The 20,532-nt window shown below is 68.8% G+C and carries 22 protein-coding genes and 1 tRNA gene; 10 read left to right on the forward strand and 13 right to left on the reverse strand.

Features of this window, described 5'->3' with window-relative positions:
* Positions 1-45: 45 nt before the first annotated feature.
* A complete protein-coding gene (locus ACQ3HB_RS09300; RefSeq protein ID WP_430919778.1) occupies positions 46-1,026 on the forward strand; it encodes an aldose 1-epimerase family protein in 981 nt (326 codons plus the stop codon).
* 155 nt (positions 1,027-1,181) lie between these two features.
* Positions 1,182-1,406 carry a response regulator gene (locus tag ACQ3HB_RS09305; RefSeq protein WP_430919719.1) on the forward strand — a complete coding sequence of 75 codons (225 nt, stop codon included), beginning with the start codon at positions 1,182-1,184 and terminating at the stop codon, positions 1,404-1,406.
* Positions 1,407-1,517: 111 nt separating this feature from the next.
* Here ACQ3HB_RS09305 and ACQ3HB_RS09310 read toward each other — a convergent pair whose 3' ends face one another.
* Positions 1,518-2,432, reverse strand: a complete 915-nt coding sequence (locus tag ACQ3HB_RS09310) for an NAD-dependent epimerase/dehydratase family protein (protein WP_430919720.1) — start codon at positions 2,430-2,432, stop codon at positions 1,518-1,520.
* A gap of 275 nt (positions 2,433-2,707) precedes the next feature.
* Here ACQ3HB_RS09310 and ACQ3HB_RS09315 point away from each other — a divergent pair, with 275 nt between their 5' ends.
* The 4 genes from ACQ3HB_RS09315 to ACQ3HB_RS09330 all read left to right on the forward strand — a co-directional run bounded on the left by ACQ3HB_RS09315 (position 2,708) and on the right by ACQ3HB_RS09330 (position 6,928).
* On the forward strand, positions 2,708-3,766 hold the full coding sequence (locus tag ACQ3HB_RS09315) for a serine hydrolase domain-containing protein (protein WP_430919721.1): 1,059 nt from the start codon (positions 2,708-2,710) through the stop codon (positions 3,764-3,766).
* Complete coding sequence (locus ACQ3HB_RS09320) at positions 3,766-4,143, forward strand: hypothetical protein (RefSeq protein ID WP_430919722.1); 378 nt, start codon at positions 3,766-3,768, stop codon at positions 4,141-4,143. Before ACQ3HB_RS09315 ends, ACQ3HB_RS09320 begins: the two co-directional genes overlap by 1 nt.
* A 143-nt stretch (positions 4,144-4,286) precedes the next feature.
* A complete protein-coding gene (locus ACQ3HB_RS09325; protein WP_430919723.1) occupies positions 4,287-6,401 on the forward strand; it encodes a heavy metal translocating P-type ATPase in 2,115 nt (704 codons plus the stop codon).
* 113 nt (positions 6,402-6,514) lie between these two features.
* Entirely contained in the window at positions 6,515-6,928 is a 414-nt protein-coding gene (locus ACQ3HB_RS09330) for a VOC family protein (RefSeq protein ID WP_430919724.1), read from the forward strand.
* Between the two features lie 18 nt (positions 6,929-6,946).
* On the opposite strand, the gene ACQ3HB_RS09335 is transcribed toward ACQ3HB_RS09330, so the two are convergent.
* Positions 6,947-8,419 (reverse strand): serine hydrolase domain-containing protein, encoded by a 1,473-nt coding sequence (locus tag ACQ3HB_RS09335; protein ID WP_430919725.1) that lies wholly within the window; start codon positions 8,417-8,419, stop codon positions 6,947-6,949.
* A 277-nt stretch (positions 8,420-8,696) separates the two neighbouring features.
* Here ACQ3HB_RS09335 and ACQ3HB_RS09340 point away from each other — a divergent pair, with 277 nt between their 5' ends.
* Complete coding sequence (locus ACQ3HB_RS09340; protein WP_430919726.1) at positions 8,697-10,169, forward strand: MFS transporter; 1,473 nt, start codon at positions 8,697-8,699, stop codon at positions 10,167-10,169.
* Here the strand turns inward: ACQ3HB_RS09340 and ACQ3HB_RS09345 are convergent.
* The 4 genes from ACQ3HB_RS09345 to ACQ3HB_RS09360 form a co-directional block, all read right to left on the reverse strand.
* Positions 10,151-10,804, reverse strand: coding sequence for a MurR/RpiR family transcriptional regulator (locus ACQ3HB_RS09345; RefSeq protein WP_430919727.1), 654 nt, complete (start codon positions 10,802-10,804; stop codon positions 10,151-10,153). The two genes, ACQ3HB_RS09340 and ACQ3HB_RS09345, sit on opposite strands and share 19 nt — an antisense overlap.
* 305 nt (positions 10,805-11,109) lie before the next feature.
* The gene (locus tag ACQ3HB_RS09350; RefSeq protein WP_430919728.1) at positions 11,110-11,310 is read right to left on the reverse strand and encodes a hypothetical protein; all 201 of its coding nucleotides are present in this window, start codon (positions 11,308-11,310) and stop codon (positions 11,110-11,112) included.
* 48 nt (positions 11,311-11,358) lie between these two features.
* The gene (locus tag ACQ3HB_RS09355) at positions 11,359-12,069 is read right to left on the reverse strand and encodes a DedA family protein (protein ID WP_430919729.1); all 711 of its coding nucleotides are present in this window, start codon (positions 12,067-12,069) and stop codon (positions 11,359-11,361) included.
* A gap of 108 nt (positions 12,070-12,177) precedes the next feature.
* Positions 12,178-13,239 carry a hypothetical protein gene (locus tag ACQ3HB_RS09360; RefSeq protein WP_430919730.1) on the reverse strand — a complete coding sequence of 354 codons (1,062 nt, stop codon included), beginning with the start codon at positions 13,237-13,239 and terminating at the stop codon, positions 12,178-12,180.
* A 132-nt stretch (positions 13,240-13,371) separates the two neighbouring features.
* Between ACQ3HB_RS09360 and ACQ3HB_RS09365 the strand changes: the two genes are divergently transcribed.
* Positions 13,372-13,965, forward strand: coding sequence for a TetR/AcrR family transcriptional regulator (locus ACQ3HB_RS09365; RefSeq protein ID WP_430919731.1), 594 nt, complete (start codon positions 13,372-13,374; stop codon positions 13,963-13,965).
* A 29-nt stretch (positions 13,966-13,994) separates the two neighbouring features.
* On the opposite strand, the gene ACQ3HB_RS09370 is transcribed toward ACQ3HB_RS09365, so the two are convergent.
* On the reverse strand, positions 13,995-14,636 hold the full coding sequence (locus ACQ3HB_RS09370) for a TetR/AcrR family transcriptional regulator (protein ID WP_430919732.1): 642 nt from the start codon (positions 14,634-14,636) through the stop codon (positions 13,995-13,997).
* Positions 14,637-14,696: 60 nt separating this feature from the next.
* On the opposite strand from ACQ3HB_RS09370, the gene ACQ3HB_RS09375 reads away from it, so the two are divergent.
* Positions 14,697-16,205: an MFS transporter gene (locus ACQ3HB_RS09375; RefSeq protein ID WP_430919733.1), complete on the forward strand. Its 1,509-nt coding sequence runs from the start codon at positions 14,697-14,699 to the stop codon at positions 16,203-16,205.
* Here ACQ3HB_RS09375 and ACQ3HB_RS09380 read toward each other — a convergent pair.
* On the reverse strand, positions 16,164-16,784 hold the full coding sequence (locus tag ACQ3HB_RS09380; RefSeq protein ID WP_430919734.1) for a TetR/AcrR family transcriptional regulator: 621 nt from the start codon (positions 16,782-16,784) through the stop codon (positions 16,164-16,166). The two genes, ACQ3HB_RS09375 and ACQ3HB_RS09380, sit on opposite strands and share 42 nt — an antisense overlap.
* A 59-nt stretch (positions 16,785-16,843) precedes the next feature.
* Positions 16,844-17,074, reverse strand: coding sequence for a hexameric tyrosine-coordinated heme protein (locus tag ACQ3HB_RS09385; RefSeq protein ID WP_430919735.1), 231 nt, complete (start codon positions 17,072-17,074; stop codon positions 16,844-16,846).
* A 100-nt stretch (positions 17,075-17,174) separates the two neighbouring features.
* Here ACQ3HB_RS09385 and ACQ3HB_RS09390 point away from each other — a divergent pair, with 100 nt between their 5' ends.
* The gene (locus ACQ3HB_RS09390; RefSeq protein WP_430919736.1) at positions 17,175-17,672 is read left to right on the forward strand and encodes a MarR family winged helix-turn-helix transcriptional regulator; all 498 of its coding nucleotides are present in this window, start codon (positions 17,175-17,177) and stop codon (positions 17,670-17,672) included.
* 79 nt (positions 17,673-17,751) lie between these two features.
* On the opposite strand, the gene ACQ3HB_RS09395 is transcribed toward ACQ3HB_RS09390, so the two are convergent.
* The 4 genes from ACQ3HB_RS09395 to ACQ3HB_RS09410 all read right to left on the reverse strand — a co-directional run bounded on the left by ACQ3HB_RS09395 (position 17,752) and on the right by ACQ3HB_RS09410 (position 20,473).
* Positions 17,752-17,827, reverse strand: a tRNA-Ala gene (locus ACQ3HB_RS09395).
* Positions 17,828-17,879: 52 nt separating this feature from the next.
* Complete coding sequence (locus ACQ3HB_RS09400) at positions 17,880-18,461, reverse strand: hypothetical protein (RefSeq protein ID WP_430919737.1); 582 nt, start codon at positions 18,459-18,461, stop codon at positions 17,880-17,882.
* 191 nt (positions 18,462-18,652) lie between these two features.
* Complete coding sequence (locus ACQ3HB_RS09405) at positions 18,653-19,651, reverse strand: hypothetical protein (protein WP_430919738.1); 999 nt, start codon at positions 19,649-19,651, stop codon at positions 18,653-18,655.
* A gap of 168 nt (positions 19,652-19,819) precedes the next feature.
* Positions 19,820-20,473: a GNAT family N-acetyltransferase gene (locus tag ACQ3HB_RS09410; RefSeq protein WP_430919739.1), complete on the reverse strand. Its 654-nt coding sequence runs from the start codon at positions 20,471-20,473 to the stop codon at positions 19,820-19,822.
* Positions 20,474-20,532: the final 59 nt, after the last annotated feature.

A 20,532-nucleotide genomic window follows, 5' to 3' on the forward strand; every position in this document is an offset into this window, starting at 1 on the left:
GCGGGAGGACGCACCACGTCGCCGATACCGCATCCCGACGGCGAGATGCGCAAGGATGGAGCCGTGACTTCACGCGTACCCGTCTCCGGTTCCCAATTCGAGCTCGTGGCAGGTGAGTACCGCGCCACGATCGCCAGTGTCGGTGCGACCCTGCGACGCCTGACCTTCGCCGGCCGCGACCTCGTCGTGCCCTTCGCCGAGGACGAGGTGCGGCCGTTCTTCCGCGGCGCCGTCCTCGCTCCGTGGCCGAACCGGGTGATCGACGGCAGGTACTCCTTCGATGGTGAAGCGCGCCAGCTGTCGCTCACCGAACCCGCGCGCGGCCATGCACTCCACGGTCTCGCCGCCTGGCTGGACTGGCAGCCGGTCGACGACGAGGCCACGCGACCGGCCGACCGCGTGTCGCTGCGAACGGTCGTCGAGGCGCAGCCCGGGTACCCGCATCGCATCGCCCTCACCACGACCTACTCGCTCGACGAGAACGGTCTGACGACGACGGTGGAGGCCGTGAACACCGGCGACTCCGCTGCACCGTACGGCACCGGCCCGCACCCGTACCTCGTGGCCGGCCCCGGTCGCGTCGACGAGTGGTTCCTCGACCTGCCGGCTTCGGACGTCTTCACCTTCACGGGTGAGCGACTCATCCCGGACGCGCTCGTCGACGTCGCGACGGCGGACGACGGCACCTTCGACTTCCGCGACCCGCGCCCGATCGGGTCGACCTTCATCGACCACGCGTTCACGAGCCTCACGAGCGATGACGACACCGACGACGCGGCCGCGACGCCGACGTTCACCGTCCGCGTGCTGACTTCGGACGGCTCCGGCGCTGCGATCACGTGGGGCGCCGAACTTCCGTGGGTGCAGGTGCATACAGCAGACCAGCCCGTCGCGGAGCTCGATCGCATCGGGCTCGCCGTCGAACCGATGACGTGCCCGCCTGACGCGTTCAACTCCGGGACGGACCTCGTCGTCCTCGCTCCAGAGGGCTCGCACGCGGCGTCCTGGACGATCTTCGCGCTCTGACGCGGCACAGCACGTCCCAGCATCACGCGGCACGCTCGCGGGAACGCCCCGACCAGCACCGCCGTGCGACCAGCACCGCCCCGATCCACCCCGCGCCGGGCGCCCGCCCGGTTCTCCGGGCAGCCGAGACTAGGCTGACGACAACAGGAGGAACCATGTCACAGACACTTGCGAAACTCACCGGTGGTCCGCTCGACGGCGAGATCATCCCCCTCGAGGAGGGTCAGGGCGCTGAACTCGTCCTGCCGTTCGGCGAAGGACAGCTCGTCTACCGTCAGGTCGGCGGTCTCGAGGACACCGGAGCCCACGACGGTCCGACCACCGCGAACTACACGTACGAGGAAGCCACGGAGGACATCTCCCCCGGGAACGACGACTAGTCGTCGAGCACCACGTCAGCCTGCGGGTCCCTCAGCCGAGGGACCCGCAGTCGTCGTTCGACGGCATGCCGGCTCGGAGCGCAGCCTTCAGCGCATCGGTCGGCCCGGCATTCAGCGGTACGACTCGACCGTCGTCTCCAGGGCTTCGTCCCACGGCGTCGGCTGCACGCCCAGTTCACGAACGGTCTCGTCCGCGGTGTTCACGAAGGGCGCCGTGAACTGGTAGCTGGACCGGTGCACCTCTCGGATGTCGGGCACGAACAAGCCGATGGCTGCGAGCAGTGCGCCCGGGTACGGTGACAGCCGTCCGGTGGCACCGTACTGTTCTCGCAGGCGATCGGCGATAGCCGTTCGGGACAGGTCGCTCGCGGGCGGCACGTGCCAGACACGCCCCCACTCACCGGGGTGATCGGCGGCCGCGACGAGGGTCGCCGTGATGTCCGGCAGGTAGGCCCAGCTGTGCGCGAGAGCCGGGTTCCCGACGACGCGGGCGGTCCCGCCGGTCAGGAGGGGCTCGAAGAATCGACCGCCGAGGTGGGCGGTCGGACCGGATCCGGGCCCGAAGTAGTCCGACGCCCGAACCTCGACCGCCCGGATGTCCCCTCGGTCGTTCGCGGCTTTCGCGAGCGCCCAACCCGCCTCGCGGATCGCGCCCTTCCGGTCGGCGGGATGCTCCGGCGAGTGCTCCGTCATCGGCATCGCAGCCCGGCCGCACGGGTACAGGTTGCCCATGGTCACGAGCGATGCGCCGGATCGCTTCGCCGCCTCCGTCACGGCGGCGAAGACGGGTGGCCAGAGCGTCGCCCACTTGCCGTACGGCGGGTTGACGCAGGTGAAGATCGTCTGAGCGCCTTCGGCGGCGGCGGCGATGGCGATGTCGTCGGATGCGTCGAGCGAGACGGCTGTCGCCCCGGGGAGCTTCGTGCCGCTCCGCGTGGCGACGACGACCCTGTCTCCGCGAGCGACCAACCGTTCGACGAGCCCTGTACCGATGAGTCCTGCTCCGAGGACGAGCTGTGTGGTCATGGCACGACTGTAGCGGCGGGACGCGGCATCGGCGGATCCCGGCGACATGTTCCGTCGCATCCGGGCGACACGTTGCGTCGCGTCCGCATCGGCGGCCGCATGCGCATCGGGTCGTACCAGGGTGCCAGGCTGGTCGGGGCGGAGATGGTCCCTCCGCTCGATACGCAACAGATGACGGTTTCTTAGGCTCGAACCGTGACCCAGAAACGACTGCATTCGCCCCCTCATCCATCCGATCCGAGCAGCCGACGATCCGCCGAACAGAGCAGCATCCGATGATCCGCGGCCGGAGCACGCTCGTCATCGCCCTCGCGGCAGCCGTCGCCACCGCGGTGGTCGGCGTCCTACTGATCCCCCGGCCCACCGAGCTGTCCGCGGACGTCTCCGGCGACGAGGCGATCATCGCGACCGTGCGCAAGCAGCTCACCGAGATCCCCGGGGCCCGCGAGCGGGTGAGCGTCGCCGTGATCGACGGCGACCGGGTCCGCACCGCCAACTTCGGCGCGACCGACACGACAGAGTACGAGATCGGCTCCGTCACGAAGACCGTGACGGGCTCACTGCTCGCCGACGCGATCGCTCGCGGGGAGGTCGAAGCGACGACGAAGCTCGGTGACCTGCTCGATCTGGGCGACAGCCCGGCATCGACTATCCGTCTCGAGGAACTCGCGACCCAGACGAGCGGTCTGCCCGCCTTCCCGCAGACGGGCACCATGATGTTCTCCGCCATCCTCTCCCAGCTCCGGGCGGGCGATCCATACCCGTACACGACCGATGAACTCGTCCAAGCCGCGAAGGACGTCGAACTCGGTCCCAAGGAGTTCGTGTATTCCAATCTCGGCATGTCCCTGCTCGGACATGCCGTGGCCGCCGCGGCGGGAACCGATTGGGCGACGCTCGCCGCCGATCGCATCTTCACACCGCTCCGGATGGAGTCGACGACCGCGCCGACCTCGCTCGCCGATCTGCGACAGGACGCGCCGACGGGACGGACGAACTCCGGACGCCACGCCGCGCCCTGGACGCTCTCAGGCAACGCGCCGGCCGGCAGCATCCGCTCGACCCTCGCTGACATGACGAAGTACGCGAGGGCGCAGCTGGACGGAAGCGCACCAGGGGCCGATGCCGCGACGCCCCGCGTGGAGCTGAACGAGTCGGCGGAGATCGGCTACGCGTGGATCACGCAGGGTGACGTCACCTGGCACAACGGCGGGACCGGTGGGTTCGCGACCTGGGTCGGCTTCGACCGCGATCGCGATCGTGCCGTCGTGGTCCTCACGAGCACCGCTTCGGCAGTCGACCCGCTCGGCCTCGCCCTGATGGAGGTGCAGTGATGGAACTGGTCATCGGTCTGCTGTTCATGTTCGTCCCGCCGATCCTCGCGGTCGTCATCCCGGCGCTGTTCGCGCTCTCGGTCCTCCTCAGGAAGGGCCCCTTCGCTGCGAAGAGTCGGCTGGTGGTCGTGACGGGCGCTCTGTACGCCCTGGTCTCGATGCTGCTCGCCTACCAGCTCGTCGCCTGGTCCACGATGGTGTCGCCGCTGTTCTGGCTCGTCCCGGTCGCACTCTTCGCGACAGGCGTCGGTGGCGCCGTCGCCGCGTGGACCCGACTTCCGAACCTGCGGGCGGGTGCGCCGCGAGCGGTCCCCGTCGCGCTCGGAGCGATCAACGTGCTCGTCGCCGGGACGGCGGCGGCGCTCGTCCTCGGCTGAGCTCGGCGCGAACGAAGCACGTGCCCGTCCGCCATCCACAGAGGATGCCGGACGGGCACGTTGCGTGAGCGGACCGGTTCCGCCCAGGACGAACACCGTCCACACCGCTTGACCAATACCCCCTAGGGGTATAGCTTGAGGACATGTCGGATCCGCACGAGCACACAATGCACACGCAGCCGCACGTCCACGACTCGCACCCGAGCGACGCGCACGACGAGCACCAGAACCACGACGAGCACGCCAGCCACGGTGACCACAGCGGCCACGCAGGGCACGGCGACCACGTCGCGCAGTTCCGTCGCCTGTTCTGGATCATGCTCGTCATCGCCGTTCCGGTGGTATTCACGAGCGGCATGTTCGCGTCGATCCTCGGCTATTCCCTCCCGTCTGCGCCCGGCCTCGAGTGGGTCTCACCCATCCTCGGCACCGTGATGTACGTGTGGGGCGGCAAGCCGTTCCTCACGGGCGCTGTCAGCGAGATCCGCAGTCGCCAGCCGGGCATGATGCTCCTGATCGCGCTCGCGATCACGGTCGCCTTCCTGTCCTCGTGGGGTGCGAGCTTCGGCATCCTGACCCACGAACTCGACTTCTGGTGGGAGCTCGCGCTCCTCGTCGTCATCATGCTGCTCGGCCACTGGATCGAGATGCGCTCGCTCGCGCAGTCGTCCTCCGCCCTGGAGTCGCTCGCGGCGCTCCTCCCCGACACGGCGGAGCGGATGACCGATGACGATGCGGTGGAGCAGGTCTCACCCGATGCCCTCCGAGTCGGCGACGTCGTCATCGTGCGCCCCGGCGGGCGCGTGCCGGCGGACGGGACGATCACCGAAGGCACTGCGGACGTCGACGAGTCGATGATCACGGGCGAATCCCGCCCGGTATCGCGCGGTCCCGGCGACCGCGTCGTCGCGGGAACGGTCTCGACCGACACCGCGATCCGTGTCCGCGTGGCGGCGATCGGCGATGACACGACCCTCGCCGGCATCCGTCGGCTCGTCGAGGAGGCGCAGAACTCGACGTCGAAGGCACAGCTCCTCGCCAACCGTGCCGCCGCGTGGCTGTTCTGGTTCGCGCTCGGCGCCGCCGTGCTCACGGTCATCGCCTGGTCCATCTGGGGCACACCGGAGGACGCGCTCATCCGCAGCATCACCGTGCTCGTGATCGCGTGCCCCCACGCGCTCGGCCTCGCCATCCCCCTCGTCGTCTCCATCGCGACGGAGCGAGCCGCCAAGGGCGGCGTCCTCGTGACCGACCGCGCGGCACTCGAGACCATGCGCACGGTCGACACGGTCATCTTCGACAAGACGGGCACCCTCACGAAGGGCGAGCCGGCCGTCACCCATATCACGACGACCGCCGGCGTGTCCGACGACGAACTCATCGCCCTCGCCGCTGCTGCGGAACGGGACAGCGAACACCCGCTGGCCGCTGCGATCACGGAAGCGGCCTCCGCACGCGAGGTGACGGTGAAGCGTGCGAGCGACTTCACGGCGTCCACGGCCGTCGGCGTCTCGGCGACGGTCGGCGACTCTCGCATCGCCGTCGGTGGCCCCGGGCTCCTCCGCGAACACGGGCTGGAGCCGCTCCCCGGCACCGAGGCTTGGAAGGCCCAGGGCGCGATCATCCTGCACGTTCTGCGGGACGACACGGTCATCGGCGCGATCGGCCTGGCGGACGACGTGCGCCCGGAGTCGAAGCAGGCGGTCGATGCATTGCACGCGAGCGGGATCCGCGTGGTGATGGTCACGGGCGATGCGCAACAGGTCGCGGACTCGGTCGCCGCGGAGATCGGGATCGATCAGGTCGTCGCGGGCGTCCGGCCGGAGGACAAGGGCCGGATCGTCAGCGAACTGCAGTCGGAGGGCCGCATCGTCGCGATGGTCGGCGACGGCGTGAACGACGCCCCGGCGCTCGCGCAGGCGAACGTCGGCATCGCGATCGGTGCAGGAACGGACGTCGCGATCGCATCCGCGGGCGTCGTGCTCGCGAGCTCCGATCCGAGGTCGGTCCTCTCGGTCCTGGAACTCTCCCAGCGGAGCTACCGGAAGATGCAGCAGAACCTGTGGTGGGCCGCTGGCTACAACCTCCTGTCGGTTCCGCTCGCGGCCGGCGTCCTCGCACCGGTCGGATTCGTCCTACCGATGGCTGTGGGTGCGTTGCTCATGTCACTCTCGACGATCGTCGTCGCACTCAACGCCCAGCTCCTCCGACGCCTCGACCTGCGTCCCGAGGTCAGTGCTGCGGCCGCTCTACGCTGACCGGCCTGAGCGGGCGCGATCTCGACGAACGCCGCCATTCCCCTCTTGACAGTACGCACCGGACCGCAGGACGATCGCACCAGTGCCACCTGACGGGAAGGACCATCAGCATCATGGACTGGAAGATCGAACTCATTTTCGTCCCTGTGACGGACGTCGACCGCGCGAAGGCGTTCTACGTCGACCAGGTCGGCTTCACGGCCGACTACGACGAGCAACCGGGCGGCGGCATCCGCTTCGTGCAACTGACGCCTCCGGGTTCGGCGTGCTCGATCGCGTTCGGCACCGGCCTCACCGACATGGAACCGGGCACGCAGAACTCGATCCAGGTCGTCATTCCGAATGCCGACGAAGCCCGTGCGCATCTCGTGGCGAACGGGGTCGACGCGGGCGAGGTGCAGGACCTCTCATGGGGTCGGTTCGTGAGCTTCGACGATCCCGACGGCAACACCTGGACCCTGCAGGAACTCCCTGACTACGCGGCGCAGGCCGCTCAGGCCGGCGCGGTTGATGCTGAGGCCGTGTGACGTCCCCGCGCGCCGCGCTCAGCCCGCCGACTCAGCCGTCACCGCGAACGTCTGGACCCGCAGCGGGAGGGTCGGCCCCATCCTGACCTCGCAGCGCAAGCGTCCGCGACGCCCCTGCATGAACCACACGAGGTGGTCGGGAGAGTCGCAGAGCGGCGCACCGGTATCGGACGGTTCATCGGTGAAGCCGCCGATGGAGTCGACGGCAGCTCCAATGAGGGCAGCACGTTCCGCGTAGGGTCGGTCGAGGGCGACGTTCATCGCGAAGATCGCATCGGCGATGTCGTCGTCCCAGTGCGTGACGAGGCCGGTCGCGGTCATGGCGGCGACGAGGGTCTCCCGCCACGGCCGGACGTCGAGCGGTTCGGCGTCATCGGCGAGTACGAGCCGCAGCGCCGCGCCGGCGGGGACGGACACGGCGGCGTACCCCGCGTTCTCGAACGCCACGACGCCGATGCCGGAGCGCGGATTCCAGCGCATGTGCGCGCTGAATCCGGGATAGCCGCCCGAGTGCGACACGATCGGGCCGAACTCCGCGTCGTGTTCCACGAAGAGCCCGAACCCGTAGCCGAGCACCTCGGGCGATGGCACTCCCTCGACGGGCTTCCGCGGCGGCGCCACCCGATGGAGCTGCTGCATCTCCCGGCGGCTGGCTGCGGAGAGCGGTGACCCCGGACCGTCCGCCTCGCTCGTCCACGCGGCATCCAACCAACGCACCCAGCCGATGAGGGTGCGCGCGGAGGCGAACAGCCCGCCGATCGAGGAGAACACGCCGGGCCCGGTGAACGGCAGCTCGACGAACCCGTCGATCCCTGACCGGTAGCCGATCGCGGCGATGCCAGGGGCACCCGAGGCGCCACGGGCACCCGATGGACCCGCCGCGCCCTGCGCCGCCGGCAGCTCGAACACCGCACCGAGGCCGAGCGGCTGCAGGAGCAGTTCCGTGACGGCCTGGGTGAAGGGTTCGCCCGTGACCCGTTCGATGACCTGGCCGAGGAGTGCGTAGCCGAGATTCGAGTACTCGAAGGCCGTGCCCGGCACGGTCGCGCACCGGACGCCCGCGCGCAGCATCGCCGTGAACTCGTCGACCGTGATCGATTCCTGACGGTCCGCCCAGGGGTCGTCGGTGGGGAGGCCCGTCGACATCGTCATGGCCTGGCGGACGGTCGGCCGGACGACGGAACCCGCCGGCGTCTCCGGCTGGAACTCCGGCACGAACTCGTCGATCGGCGTGTCGAGATCGAGGCGGCCGGCGTCTCGGAGGATCAGCAACGTGGCTGCGATGAAGCTCTTCGTGCACGACGCGATGCGGAACAGCGTGTCTGCGGTCGGGGCCGAGCCGCCGAGCGCCGCGACGCCGTATCCGCGTTCGAAGTCGATGCCGTCGCGATCGAAGAAGGCGACGTACGACCCGGGACTCACGCCGTCCGCGATCCGTTCCGCGAACACCGCTTCGATGGCCGATTCGGTCTCCTGGTCCAACGCAGACATCCGCGCCTCCTCGTTCGTCCGTGCGGGCGAACCCGCAGCAGAACCGCGCGGGAGCCCCTTCCGAGCGTAGTCGGCACACCGGTCCGGCCGACCACAGCCGGTCCCGGCAGGGCGCATTCTGGTCATCCGTCCGGCGCCCGTCAAGGGGTCCGTCGTCCGGGAGCGCGTGCTCCGCGCCGGGAGTACTCTCGAACCGCGATCCGGGAGGTGCCGGGAGCCGCACCGATGCGGCACATCCCGAACACTCGTGCTCCCGCCTCCGCGCGGAAGGAGCACCATGTCGAGCACGCCGGCCACAGCGAAGCAGGGCGAACCGTATCGCAGCCTCGTTCCAGCCCGGATGGACCGTCTGCCGTGGACGAGATTCCACTGGCTCATCGTCGTCGGGTTGGGGTTCTCCTGGGTGCTCGACGGCCTCGAGATCCAGATCGTCGCTTCGGCCGGGTTCCAGAAGTCGCTCGGGATGTCGGCGACGGAGGTCGGACTCCTCGGCACCGTCTACCTCCTCGGCCAGGTGACCGGTGCGCTGTACTTCGGACGCCTGTCCGACAAGCTCGGCCGGAAGAAGCTCTTCATCCTGACGCTCGCGATCTACCTCATCGCGAGCGGCATCGCAGGACTCTCGCCAACGGTCTGGTTCCTGATGATCTTCCGCTTCTTCGCGGGCATGGGCATCGGCGGCGAGTACGCGGCCATCAACTCGGCGATCGACGAGCTCATCCCCTCGAAGTACCGTGGCCGCGTCGACATCGCCATCAACGGCACGTACTGGGGCGGCGCCGCACTGGGCTCGGCGGCGAACCTCTTTCTCCTCAACACGGACTACTTCGCTGAGAACGTCGGGTGGCGGTTGGGCTTCTTCATCGGCCCCATCCTCGGCCTCATGATCATCTACCTCAGGCGGCACATCCCGGAGAGTCCGCGGTGGCTCATGACGCACGGCCGCGAGGCTGAAGCGGAACAGACCGTGGACGACATCGAAGCGCGGGTGAAGCGCGAGGGCGGCACGATCGAACCGGTCTCCGACGACAAGGCGATCACGGTCCAGGCGACGGGCCGGGTTCCGTTCCGGACCATCGCGAGCGTGCTGTTCAAGCAGTACCCGAAACGAACGCTCGTCGGCGCGACGATGATGATCACCCAGTCGTTCCTCTACAACGCGATCTTCTTCACCTACGCGCTCGTCCTGCAGAATTTCTACGGCACGTCGCCAAGCTCGACGCAGTACTACTTCTTCCCGTTCGCGATCGGCAATCTGCTCGGCCCACTGCTCCTCGGTCATTTCTTCGACGTCTGGGGCAGGCGGAAGATGATCCTGCTGACCTATGGCGTCTCGGGGGCCGTGCTCGCGGTCTCGGCGGTCCTCTTCCAGGCCGGAACGCTCAACGCCGCGACGCAGACGATCTTCTGGTGCGTCTCGTTCTTCTTCGCATCGGCCGGCGCTTCGAGCGCGTATCTCACGGTCAGCGAGATCTTCCCCTTGGAGCTTCGCAGCCAGGCGATCTCGTACTTCTTCGCGCTCGGCCAGATCGCCGGCTCGGTGGCGCCGCTCCTGTACGGTTCGCTCATCGGTGACGGCAGCGACCGCGGCCCGCTCACGATCGGGTACTTCATCGGAGCGGGCGTGATGATCGTCGGCGGGGTCGTGACGTTCATCTTCGGGGTGGACGCCGAACGAAAATCGCTCGAGACGGTCACCTCACCGTTGTCACTCGTCGCAGACGAGAACGATCAGCGCTCTTCGACGTAGGCGTCGTCGTCGACGTAGACGCCGAGCGATGCCGCGAGGCGTTCGCGCTCGACGAGTCGCCGTGCGGCGCCCTTGGCGCTCGCGGTGATGAGCGTCGCGAGCAGGTGGATGACGACGGCGACGGTGGTCGGTGCGGTCTCGCCGGCACGGGTCGACGGCTTCACGATGATGCTCTCGGTCGCGTACGGTACGAGCGGCGCGTCGGGTGAATCGGTGATGACGACGAGGCGACCGCCGGCCTTCGCGAAGGGCACGGCGACGTCGACCGTGTACTTGCGGTACCTCGTCAGCGAGACGGCGATCATGACGTCGCTTGATCGAACGTCGCTCAGGACGTCGAGCGGACGGACGATCGTGCCGTCCACGAGCGTGACGTTCGCGATGGCGGCGCCGAGTTCGGCCGCGAGCAGCGAGGCGTAGGTGAAGGACGTGGACGCGCCGATGACGAACCGACGGCGGGCGGACACGATGAGCGCGGCAGCGCGTTCGAGGGACGGATCCTCGCGAGCCCAGGCGAGGGTCTCGGCGATGCGCCGCTCCTCGAGATCGAGCACCCGGTGTTTCAGGAGCGAGGCTGAGCGCCGCTGTTGTCCTGTCTCGGTGCGTTCATGGTCGGTGTTGAGGGTGTCGTTCATGGCCGTCTCCTCGGGCGGGGTCAACCGTCGTGCGCGGAACGCAGACGAGGCGGTACCGGTTCGGTGGGGGTCGAGCGGTGTCCACGACTCGGGATCGTGGTGCCTGTGCTCTGATCGTAGCGACGCCGGGGGTCGAGGACGAGTCCTTCACCGCTCAAGAAGCCGCCGAACACGCAGTTCTCGGCTCGTTCTCAGGATGAATCGAGGCCGGGATCAGGCGATTGTCGGAAGCATTGCCGCGAACTGGGAATCCGAATTCCCAGTGAGGCGTCGAGCCGACGTTCGTACCGCGCGAACGGTCGACGTCAGCGGGAGGTCGTGCGCCCCCGGCGGTCGCCCTGACCAGGCTCGTTCCGAGGCACGCGTCCGCCGCTCGTGGGGGCCGTGGTCTGCCAGAAGGCTTCCGTGCTCGCGACCCAACGTTCCTGCATCTGCCGTTCGCGGTCGTCTCGGATGTCCTGTGCGAGCGATGCGGTGGTGGGCGGAAGCAGACTGTGGGATGACATGTCCGAACGATACGCGCGCCGCATGTATGCGCTCCCAGGGAGGGGTGCTCACGCGTCGATGAGCGGTGCTTGGGCCTGTTCGTCGGCGGTCCCGACGGCACGCGTGGCCGCAGCGGCATCGCGTCGTCTGGCCACGCGCTGCACGATCGCGTCGATCACGAAGCCGATGCCGAGCGCGAGGACGATGGCGAGGCCTGCGCCGAGGAGCGGGTTGTCGCGCATCCACGCCCCGGCGAGCACACCGATGACGACCGAGTAGACGGCCCACGTGCTCGCGGCCAGTGCGGCGAGCGGCAGGAAGCGGCGGATCGGGAATCGCGTCGCCCCGGCCGTCATGTTGACGGCGACGCGGCCGACGGGGATGTATCGGGCCGTGAGCAGAAGAGTGGCGGCGCGTCGATCGAGCCCGCGGGCGGCCCAGGCGATGGCAGAGGCGACCTTGGGCCGCCGCATCCAGCGGAACCGGTCCACGCCGATGCTCCGGCCGATCAGATACGCGATCGTGTCGCCCAAGACGGCGCCTGACGCCGTCGCGAGGAGCAGGAGTACGAGGTTCGGTGTGCCCGCCGAGATCGCGAGCGCCGCGAGGGCGACGACGACCGACTCGCTCGGAACGGGCGGGAAGAAGCCGTCGATCACGACCACGGCGAAGACGATGAGGTACACCCAGGGCGATGCCGCGAGGGACATGACGAAGTCGCTGAGGAATTCCATCGGGGTGGCTCCAGTGTTCGGATCCGGGTGGATGCGGGTGGTCATCGCTGCGACGCGGCGATGGTTCCACGCTACGAAGATCCGAACCGACAGGCGTCGGCCCCCGGTCGCATCTTCCTCTCCCCCTCAGGTGCTACACCGTGGCGGCCGGTGCTACACCGGGATACTGGTCGCCTCTCGCCTGGCCGCCGCGGTCGCCGCACCGCGATTGCGGAAGTGACCGAGCAGCGAGAGCAGGAGCCCGACGACGGCCCAGACGATCAGGACGGTCCACTGCGAGGACGTGTCGGCACGCGAGAAGTACGACAGGTCGCGGAGTAGCGTGGCGGCGGCTCCCGGCGGGAAGCCCTGTCCGATGGTGCCCCAAGGCGTCGCGAGGAACTCGATCGGGAGCGCCGCTGCAGAGATCGGGTTCGCCACCAGGAGGAACAGCACGGGCCCCACCGCGACGCCGGCTCGACCCACGAGCGCGACGGTTCCCACGATGACGCCGCCGATCGCCAGCAGGGTCAGCGACACGGCGGACGCGTTCAGCAGGTAGTCGCCCTGCAGTCCGCCGAACCAGCCCTGCAGCACGCCCGCGATCGCGAGTCCGCCGACCACCGCATAGACGAGCAGTGCGGCGACGCGACGCCAGACGCCGACGACGAGCATCGTGATGGCGATTCCGCCGATCATCCCGCCGAGGACGAGCGGGAAGGACGACGCCGCGAGGATGCTGCCGCGTGGGTCGCTGTCCGCCAACGGCACGATGTCCGTCGTTTTCACCACGACGGGCGACGGCGGATGGATGCCCTCCGCGGCGAGCGCCGCATCGACCTGCCCCTGCAATGCCGGCTGGAGCGAGCCGAGCAGCTGTGCCACGGTCGGGTTCGCGGCGGTGGCCGTGAGGACCTCCGGCGCGGAACCGAGGATGATCGCGCCGTAGGCCTCCCGTGTCTCGATGGCGTCGACCGCGTCGTCCCGGTCGTCGGCCGCGATGAAGGAGAAGGTGTGGGGCGAGCGCTCGTCCAGTGCCGATTCGAGCTGGTCCACCTGCGCGCTCTCCCCCACGACGGCAACGGGGAGGTCCTTGACGGTCGCGGTCACGGACGGCCAGAGGAAGGCGAGCATGATCACGCCGACGACGAGTACAAGCCCGAAGCCGATCGCGAACACGCGCGGCCAGTGGGTGTGCGGAGCGGCGGTGGTACCGGGCGGGACGGGAGACGACATCGGGATCCTTTACTAAAAACGAATGTTCGTTCTTTATTGTGCGCGTCGAGCCCACCCGTGTCAACTTCCCCGAGCCACCGAAGACGATCGGCTCGGATTGCGGAAAACGATCGTTCGCTTTTATGGTGGGGCATGCCCAAAGTCTCCGAGGAGTACCGCGCCGCCAAGCGCATCGAGATCGAGGACGCCGCTCTCCGCGCCTTCCTGCGCAAAGGCTTTCAGGCGGCATCGATGGCGGACATCATCGCAGAGGCCGGTGTTTCAGCCGGCGCCATCTACGGCACCTTCGCGAGCAAGGCGGACATCGTGCAGAGCGTCGCGACCCGCATCGTCAGCGCTCTCATCCTCGACATGGAGAACCTCGCAGAAGCGGAACCGATGGTGAAGCCGGGCGACATGCTCGCGAGCCTGATGCACGGCATGCTCGCCGTCGTCGAGAAGCCCGCCATCCTCGTCCAACTCTGGGGCGAAGCCATGACGGACGAACCGCTCGGGGAGCTTGCGACCGCCATCATCATCCGACTCCGCGCGATGTACACCGCGTACATCGCCACGTGGCATCGGCGGACCCATGGCCTCTCGCAGGCGGAGGCCGATGCGCTTGCCACGGAACAGACGCCGCTCTTCGTGGCGGCGAGCCAGGGGTTCATCCTGCAGCGAGCGCTCTTCGCCGACTTCGACGCCGAGCTCTACCTCGCACGGGTCGCGAAGCACCTGCCGAGCTGAGGGATCCGAACACCCGCGCGGGAAACCGCCTACGCCTGGTGGTGGCGCTTCCACACCGGGGTCGCGATGCCGTTCAGCACGCTCAGCACGGTTCGTTCGGCGACGCCGCGATCGATCGGCTGATGCCCGAAGAACGCGCGATAGTACAGCGGGGCGGCGAGGAGGTCGAGGGTGAGCTCCATGTCGATGCCCTGGTGGATCTCACCGCGTTCGATCGCGTTCTCGAGCACTGTCCTGGTCGTGCTGCGACGCGCTTCGAAGTAGTCGCGGAGGAACAGTTCGCGGAGCTCCGGGTCACCGGCGAGGTCAGAGATGAGCCCGGGGAGCGCGCCGGTCACCGATGAGCCGGCGAAGGTGTCGGCGAGGTTCGAGATGCCGGCCACGAGGTCGCAGTGGACACAGCCGGTGTCGGGCGTCGGCGTGGTGCCGAGAACGGAGATGAGCGTGTGGACCACAACGCCGGGCAAGCTCTTCCAGCGACGACGGAGCGCGGGTTTGCTCGTGCCCGCCGCAGCGGCGACGCCCTCCATCGTCAGCGCGCTGTACGGCATCCGATCGAGGAGTTCGAGCACCGCCTCCGTCGCCCTGGCGTCGATCGCCGTGTCGCGAGGCCTTCCCTGCGCCGGGGTCCGGAGCGCCGGCGGCGCGACGTCGAGGTCCAGTTGCGTCATAGACCAAGCGTAGCGTAGATTCATTTCGTTCCGATGCGGAACATTAAACGAGGAGGATCGATGGGCCACGAGCCGAACGATGCGACGACGGAAGCGACGAACATGACGACAGGAACACAGAACACGACGACGGAAACAACCGCCACGGCGACAGCGCACGGCGTCTTCTCCCCCGGCCTCCGCGGCTTCACGATCGGCATCCTCCTCAGCGTCGGAGCCGTCGCGTTCGAGTCCCTCGGCGTGGCGACAATCCTGCCCGTCGTGGCGACGGATCTCGACGGGCTGAGCGGCTACGGCTGGGGACTCTCCGCGCTCATGCTCGCGAACATCGTCGGGACCGTCATCGCGGGGACGGACATCGACCGACGGGGACCAGGCCGCACCGTCCTCGTCGGCAGCGTCGTCTTCGCCGTCGGCTGCCTCATCGCTGGGCTCGCGCCGGACTGGGGTGTGTTCATCGCCGCGCGGGCGGTGCAGGGGCTCGGCGTGGGGGCGATCATGGCCGCCGCCTACAGCCTTGTGGGCATCGCCTATCCGCCGAAGCTCCAGGCCGTGATGTTCGCTTTCCTCTCGTCGGCTTGGACGATCCCCTCGCTCGTCGGGCCGGTCCTCGCCGGGATCATCACGTCGATGGCCGATTGGCGCGTCGTCTTCTGGGCGATCGCGCCCCTCCCCCTGGTGCTGCTCCCCCTCGTCCTCCCCGGCGCCCGGCGAGCGTCGAGACGATCCGTCGAGCCCGTCGCCGGGCGTCGCGGCGTCCCGGCTCCGGTCTGGTTCTCGATCGTCCTCGCCGCAGCGACGTGTGCAGTGCTCTTCGGTCTCGAACTCGACGCGCTCCCGCTCCTCGCCGTCGTCGTCGTGATCGGCCTCGCCGCCGCACTCGTGAGCCTCGGCCGCATCGTACCGACGGGAACCCTGCGGGCCGTCCCGGGCGCACCGGCCGGGATCGTCCTCCGCTTCCTCCTCTGCGCCGTCTACTTCGGCTCCGAGGCGTTCCTGCCGCTCGGACTCACGAGCATCCACGGACTCGACGTCACCCTCGCAGGGCTCGGCCTCGCCGCCGGCGCGCTCGCCTGGACGGCCGGCTCGTTCCTCCAAGCACGTGTCGATGCCGCGAGGCCAGGACTGCGCGTACGCTCCACGATGATCGGCTTCCTCGTCCTCCTGCTGGGAGAGCTCGTGATGGGCGCGGCCGTCGCGGTCCCGAGCATCTGGGCGGGCTGGGCGGTCATCGCCTGGACCGTCGCAGGAGTCGGCATGGGTGTCGCATTCAACGCCGCGACCTCCGCGACGATGGCCGCGACCGCCCTCGAGCACGCGGGTCGGGTGAGCGCAAGCCTGCAACTCGCCCAGACCCTTGCGACCGCCGTCATCGCGGGGGTCGGCGGTGCGATCATCGCTCGCATCGGCGCCACGACACCCGCGTTCCTCGGAGTCTTCGGCCTCACTGCGCTCCTGGGTGCGTTCGGGGCGATCCTGGCCCGCCGGCTCAGTGAGACGCCGCGAGCGCTCGCATCCACACCGCGTTCACCAGAGGCGGAGGGAAGCAGGTCCGACGACCGCCCGTGACGCTGCAGCGGCCTGCGCACACGTGCTGTCGACGACGGCGGCCTGCGCGATGTCGCCGAAGACACCCTCGAGGAGGAACCCTGCGAAGCCGTGGGCCGATGCCGCCACGACGTGCATGAGGTTGACGGCCTCCTTCGCGGAGGACCGCAGCGCTTCGGCTGGTTCGCGGAGCACCTCGAGGACGCCGTCGGCCGCTTCGGCGAGTTCCGGATAGCGGTCCTTCGAGAGTCCGGCACTGAACATCACCTGGAAGAGCGGACGTCGCTCCACGGCGAAGCGCACGTACGCCGAGGCGAAGGCCGCCAGCTGGTCGGCAGGGTCCGTCGCGGCGGCGACTGCTTCGGCGAACCGCCGCCGCTGCTCCTCGTAGCCCGTGACCGCGAGGGCCGCGAGAAGCGCTTCCCGATCGGCGAAGTGCTTGTACGGGGCCGCGACGCTCACGCCCGCGTGGCGGCTCGCATCGGCGAAGGTGAAGCCGTGGGGGCCGCGTTCGGTCACGAGGTCGACGGCCGCGAGCACGAGGGCGTTGCGGAGGTCGCCGTGGTGGTGTCCGATCGGGCGTTTGGCGAGAGTGCTCATCCGACTCACGTTAACAGCATTCGCCCCACGGACGAAGACGGCGACGACGCTCCTGCCGCTCAGCTCCGCCAGTGGTCGTTCGCGACCGCAACCGTCTGGAAGTTGATCGCGATGACCTGCGACGTCGCGATGAGGCTGTCGGCATTGCCTGCGTAGTCCGGGCGAAGCCGCTCCCGCTCCTCGGCAGAGGGTTGCGTCATCTTCACCCCGACGCGAGAGAGCTTGATGGCGAGCTGGAAACCGGCCTCGGGGTCGGCGGTGCGCAGCGTCGGCAGCCAGGATTCGGACATGGTGTCTCCTTCATTTGTCTTCAAACTAAATTGTGCACAACTAGGTTGTGTGCAAGTGAATTGTACACACGGCACCCGTACGATGGAAGCGGAGGCCACGATGACACCGCACCCCGAATCCGCCGACACGGACGAGATCGCGCACGCGCGCTTGGACGATCAGCTCTGCTTCGCCCTGTACGCCGCATCGAAGGCGGTCTCTGGCGCGTATCGCACCCTGCTCAAGGAGCTCGATCTCACCTACCCCCAGTACCTGGCGATGCTCGCCGTGTGGGAGCAGGACGGGCGGACCGTCGCGGAACTGGGCGACAGCCTCAGCCTCGATTCCGGCACGCTGTCGCCGCTCCTCCAGCGCCTCGAGCGCTCTGGACTCATCCGCCGCGAACGGAGCGACCGCGACGAGCGCGTCGTGCGCATCCACGCGACTCCGGACGGCCTCGCCATGGAGGCGCGTGCCACACCGGTCCGCATCGCGGTCGAATCCTCCACCGGTCTCGACGACGGGGCGTTCGCCGCGCTCCGAGAACAGCTCCACACGCTCACCGCGACCGTGACAGGCGCGCCCGTCGGCGACGCGCGCGCGGACCGCGCCGACTGAGGGGCAGGCGGCGCCTGCAAGGCACGAAAAAGCCCCGAATCTCTCGATTCGGGGCTTCGCTCGCCCGAAGGCAAGACACTGGTGGACCCAGCGGGATTCGAACCCGCGACCTCTTCATTGCGAACGAAGCGCGCTACCAACTGCGCCATGGGCCCAAGTGCTGAATCAGGCTATCACGTCCGGAAGGCCCTTCCGTGACACCGCGGTTCAGGACTTCGCGGCAGCGGCATCCGCCTCAGCGTGCTCCCGGATGAGACGGGCGAGATCGACGTCGCGGAGCCACCGCAGACGTTGCGCACGCGCCCTGCGATACGAGTCGTCGACGACCGGTTCATCAGCCACTCGGTCCAGATTCGCCTCGATGGCGCGGGCGATGTCCTCCCACGCGCGTTCCCGGGCGGCTTCAGCGAGCTCGGCGACGAACGCTTCGTCATCGCGGGCTTTCGCGAGCGCTTCCGAGAGGCCGGAGTAGACCGCACGACGCCGCGACAGCGCCGCGAGGTCACCCGCACGGTAGTCGTGCTGGTGCCGGGCGCTCCCGCGCCTCTGGAACGCGGCCTGCCGCTCCTCCCCGACGCGCTCGGCGTATTCTGCCTGCTCGTCGGCCATCCTGCCGAGCTCGAATCGTACGGCAGCCGCAGTCGCGTCCGGGTCGTACGGTTCACCGTCCCGCAGGGCACGGACGACGATCCAGTTCTTGACCTCGACCACCGCCCACGAGCGGGCGATCAGCAGCCCGTCGTCGACCGCGTGGGAGACGGGAGGCGGCTCGACCTCAGGCGGCGCCACGTAGGGTCGTGCCAGCTTTCGCCGACCCTTGCGCCACCCGACCATCGAACCCTCATCTCACCGTGCGGTCCGCACCGAGCAACGGAGCGACCACACTCGTTCGAGTGTAATCGGCGGCACCGACGCGATGGGGTGCGGGACGTGAACAGGAGACGGGACCACGGGTCCGCCGGGCGCCGAAGGCGTCCTGCTCAGCTCGCGGCGCGGCGACGCTGCAGGAGCGACGAGGCCGCGATCTCGCCCTCGTCGATGACGCCCATGCTCGCGAAGCGGCTGGGGGCTGGAGCGGACGGCGCAGCCTCTGCGGCGGGAGCCGGAGCGGCGACGGGACGCTTGGGGGCGAGGACCGGGACCTCCGGCTGGAGCTGCTCCGCCTTGGACGCCATCGCTTCGAGCATCGCAGCACGACGCAGTTCCGCGTAGGCGTCGGCCTTGGCGAGTTCGCTCGCGGCCGAGGACCCCTCGGAGAGGTACAGCGGCTTCGGGATGGGCGTCGGGGTCCACGAGGTGGGGACGACGACGGCTTCCGGTTCCGCGTACTCGTAGAGCTCGGAGGCCGCACGCTTGACGGTGACGCCGGCCACGAGGATGGGCGCCGTGGCACGACGCGACACCGCGGACATGCGACTGAGTGCACCGAGCGCGACGAGGGTCACGGTCGCGGAGCCGACGAGGAGGAACGCACCGGCGCCTGAGACAATCGCGGAGGTGCCGAAGACGAGGCCGATGATGCTCGCGACGAGCATGGTCGTCGCGAGGAGGCGGGCACGACGACGGCTGCGCGCCATCCGTGCGGCGCGGGCGTTCCGTTGCGCCGAGCGCGCGGCGGCTTCTGCGGCACGAGCTTCCGCTTCTGCCTGGACGGCACGGGCTTCCGCCTCGCGTCTCGCCTGCTCGGCCTTGGCGAGCTCGATGCGCGCTGCGGCATCCGCGGTCGCCTTCGACTTCGCTTCGAGCTGCTTGAGGATCTTGCGTTGCGCTGCGACTTCGCGCGCCGTGGCGTCGAGGCGGACCGCTTCGGGCACCTCGGAGGTCTCTGCGAGCACTCGCAGGGTCTGCTGCAATCGGATCGCGTTCCGCTCGCTGGCCGAGAACTGACTGTCGCGCACCCACGAGGGCACGAGATAGATCAGCCACAGCATCGCCGCGACCAGAATGATCACCCCACCGCTCAGGAATCCACCGTCCATGGGATGACCGTACAAGGCTCTTGCGCTGCAGGACGCGACGACGCCCCGTGTGTCACAGATCTGTTGCGAGGATCCTCAGCGTTTATTCCCGCCCTTCGACAGGCTCAGGGACCGACACAATGGTCAGGGGCCGGGGAATGATTCGGGATCGGGGACCGACGGACCCGCTCAGAGCGACGGGAACGGCGATGCCGCCGCGCGGCGGTCCGCTTCCGGGATCGCGGCGGCCTCCTTGGACACCTGCCCCTCGAGCCAGCGCGCGAGCACGCCGTGCGGGAGCTCCTCGCGGACGAGCGCGAAGCAGAAGTGGTCGCGCCAGTCGCCGTCGATGTGGATGAAGCGGCGACGCAGGCCCTCGTAGCGGAAGCCCAGCTTCTCGACGACCCGGAGGCTCGGACCGTTCTCCGGCCGGATGCAGATCTCCATGCGGTGCAGTTGCAGCTGACCGAAGCAGTAGTCCGTCGCGAGGGCCACGGCGGCCGGAGTGACGCCACGGCCGGCGAAGCGTTCTGAGACCCAGTAGCCGATCGATGCCGATGCGACCGAACCGTAGGTGATGCCGGAGACGTTCAGCTGTCCAGCGAATTCGCCGTCGTACTCGATGATGAACGGCACACCGCCGCCTGTGCGCGCGTGGTTCTGGAGGGAGCGGATACTCGCCTTCACGTCGGTCTGGACGGGACCGTACGGGCTCGTCGCCTCCCACTGCTGCAACCAGGAGCGGTTCTCGATGAGTTCGCGTTCGAGCGCGCGGGCATCACGGACCCGGATCGGGCGAATGCTCACACGACCATGCTTCAGTACCGGTACGACCTGCACCATGTGCACCCCTCTCGCGACTCTCGAGAGCTTAGTAGAGCGATGGCCGCGAACCGGCGAAG

The sequence above is a fragment of the Plantibacter lichenum genome (assembly GCF_050587525.1).
Classification (GTDB): domain Bacteria; phylum Actinomycetota; class Actinomycetes; order Actinomycetales; family Microbacteriaceae; genus Plantibacter.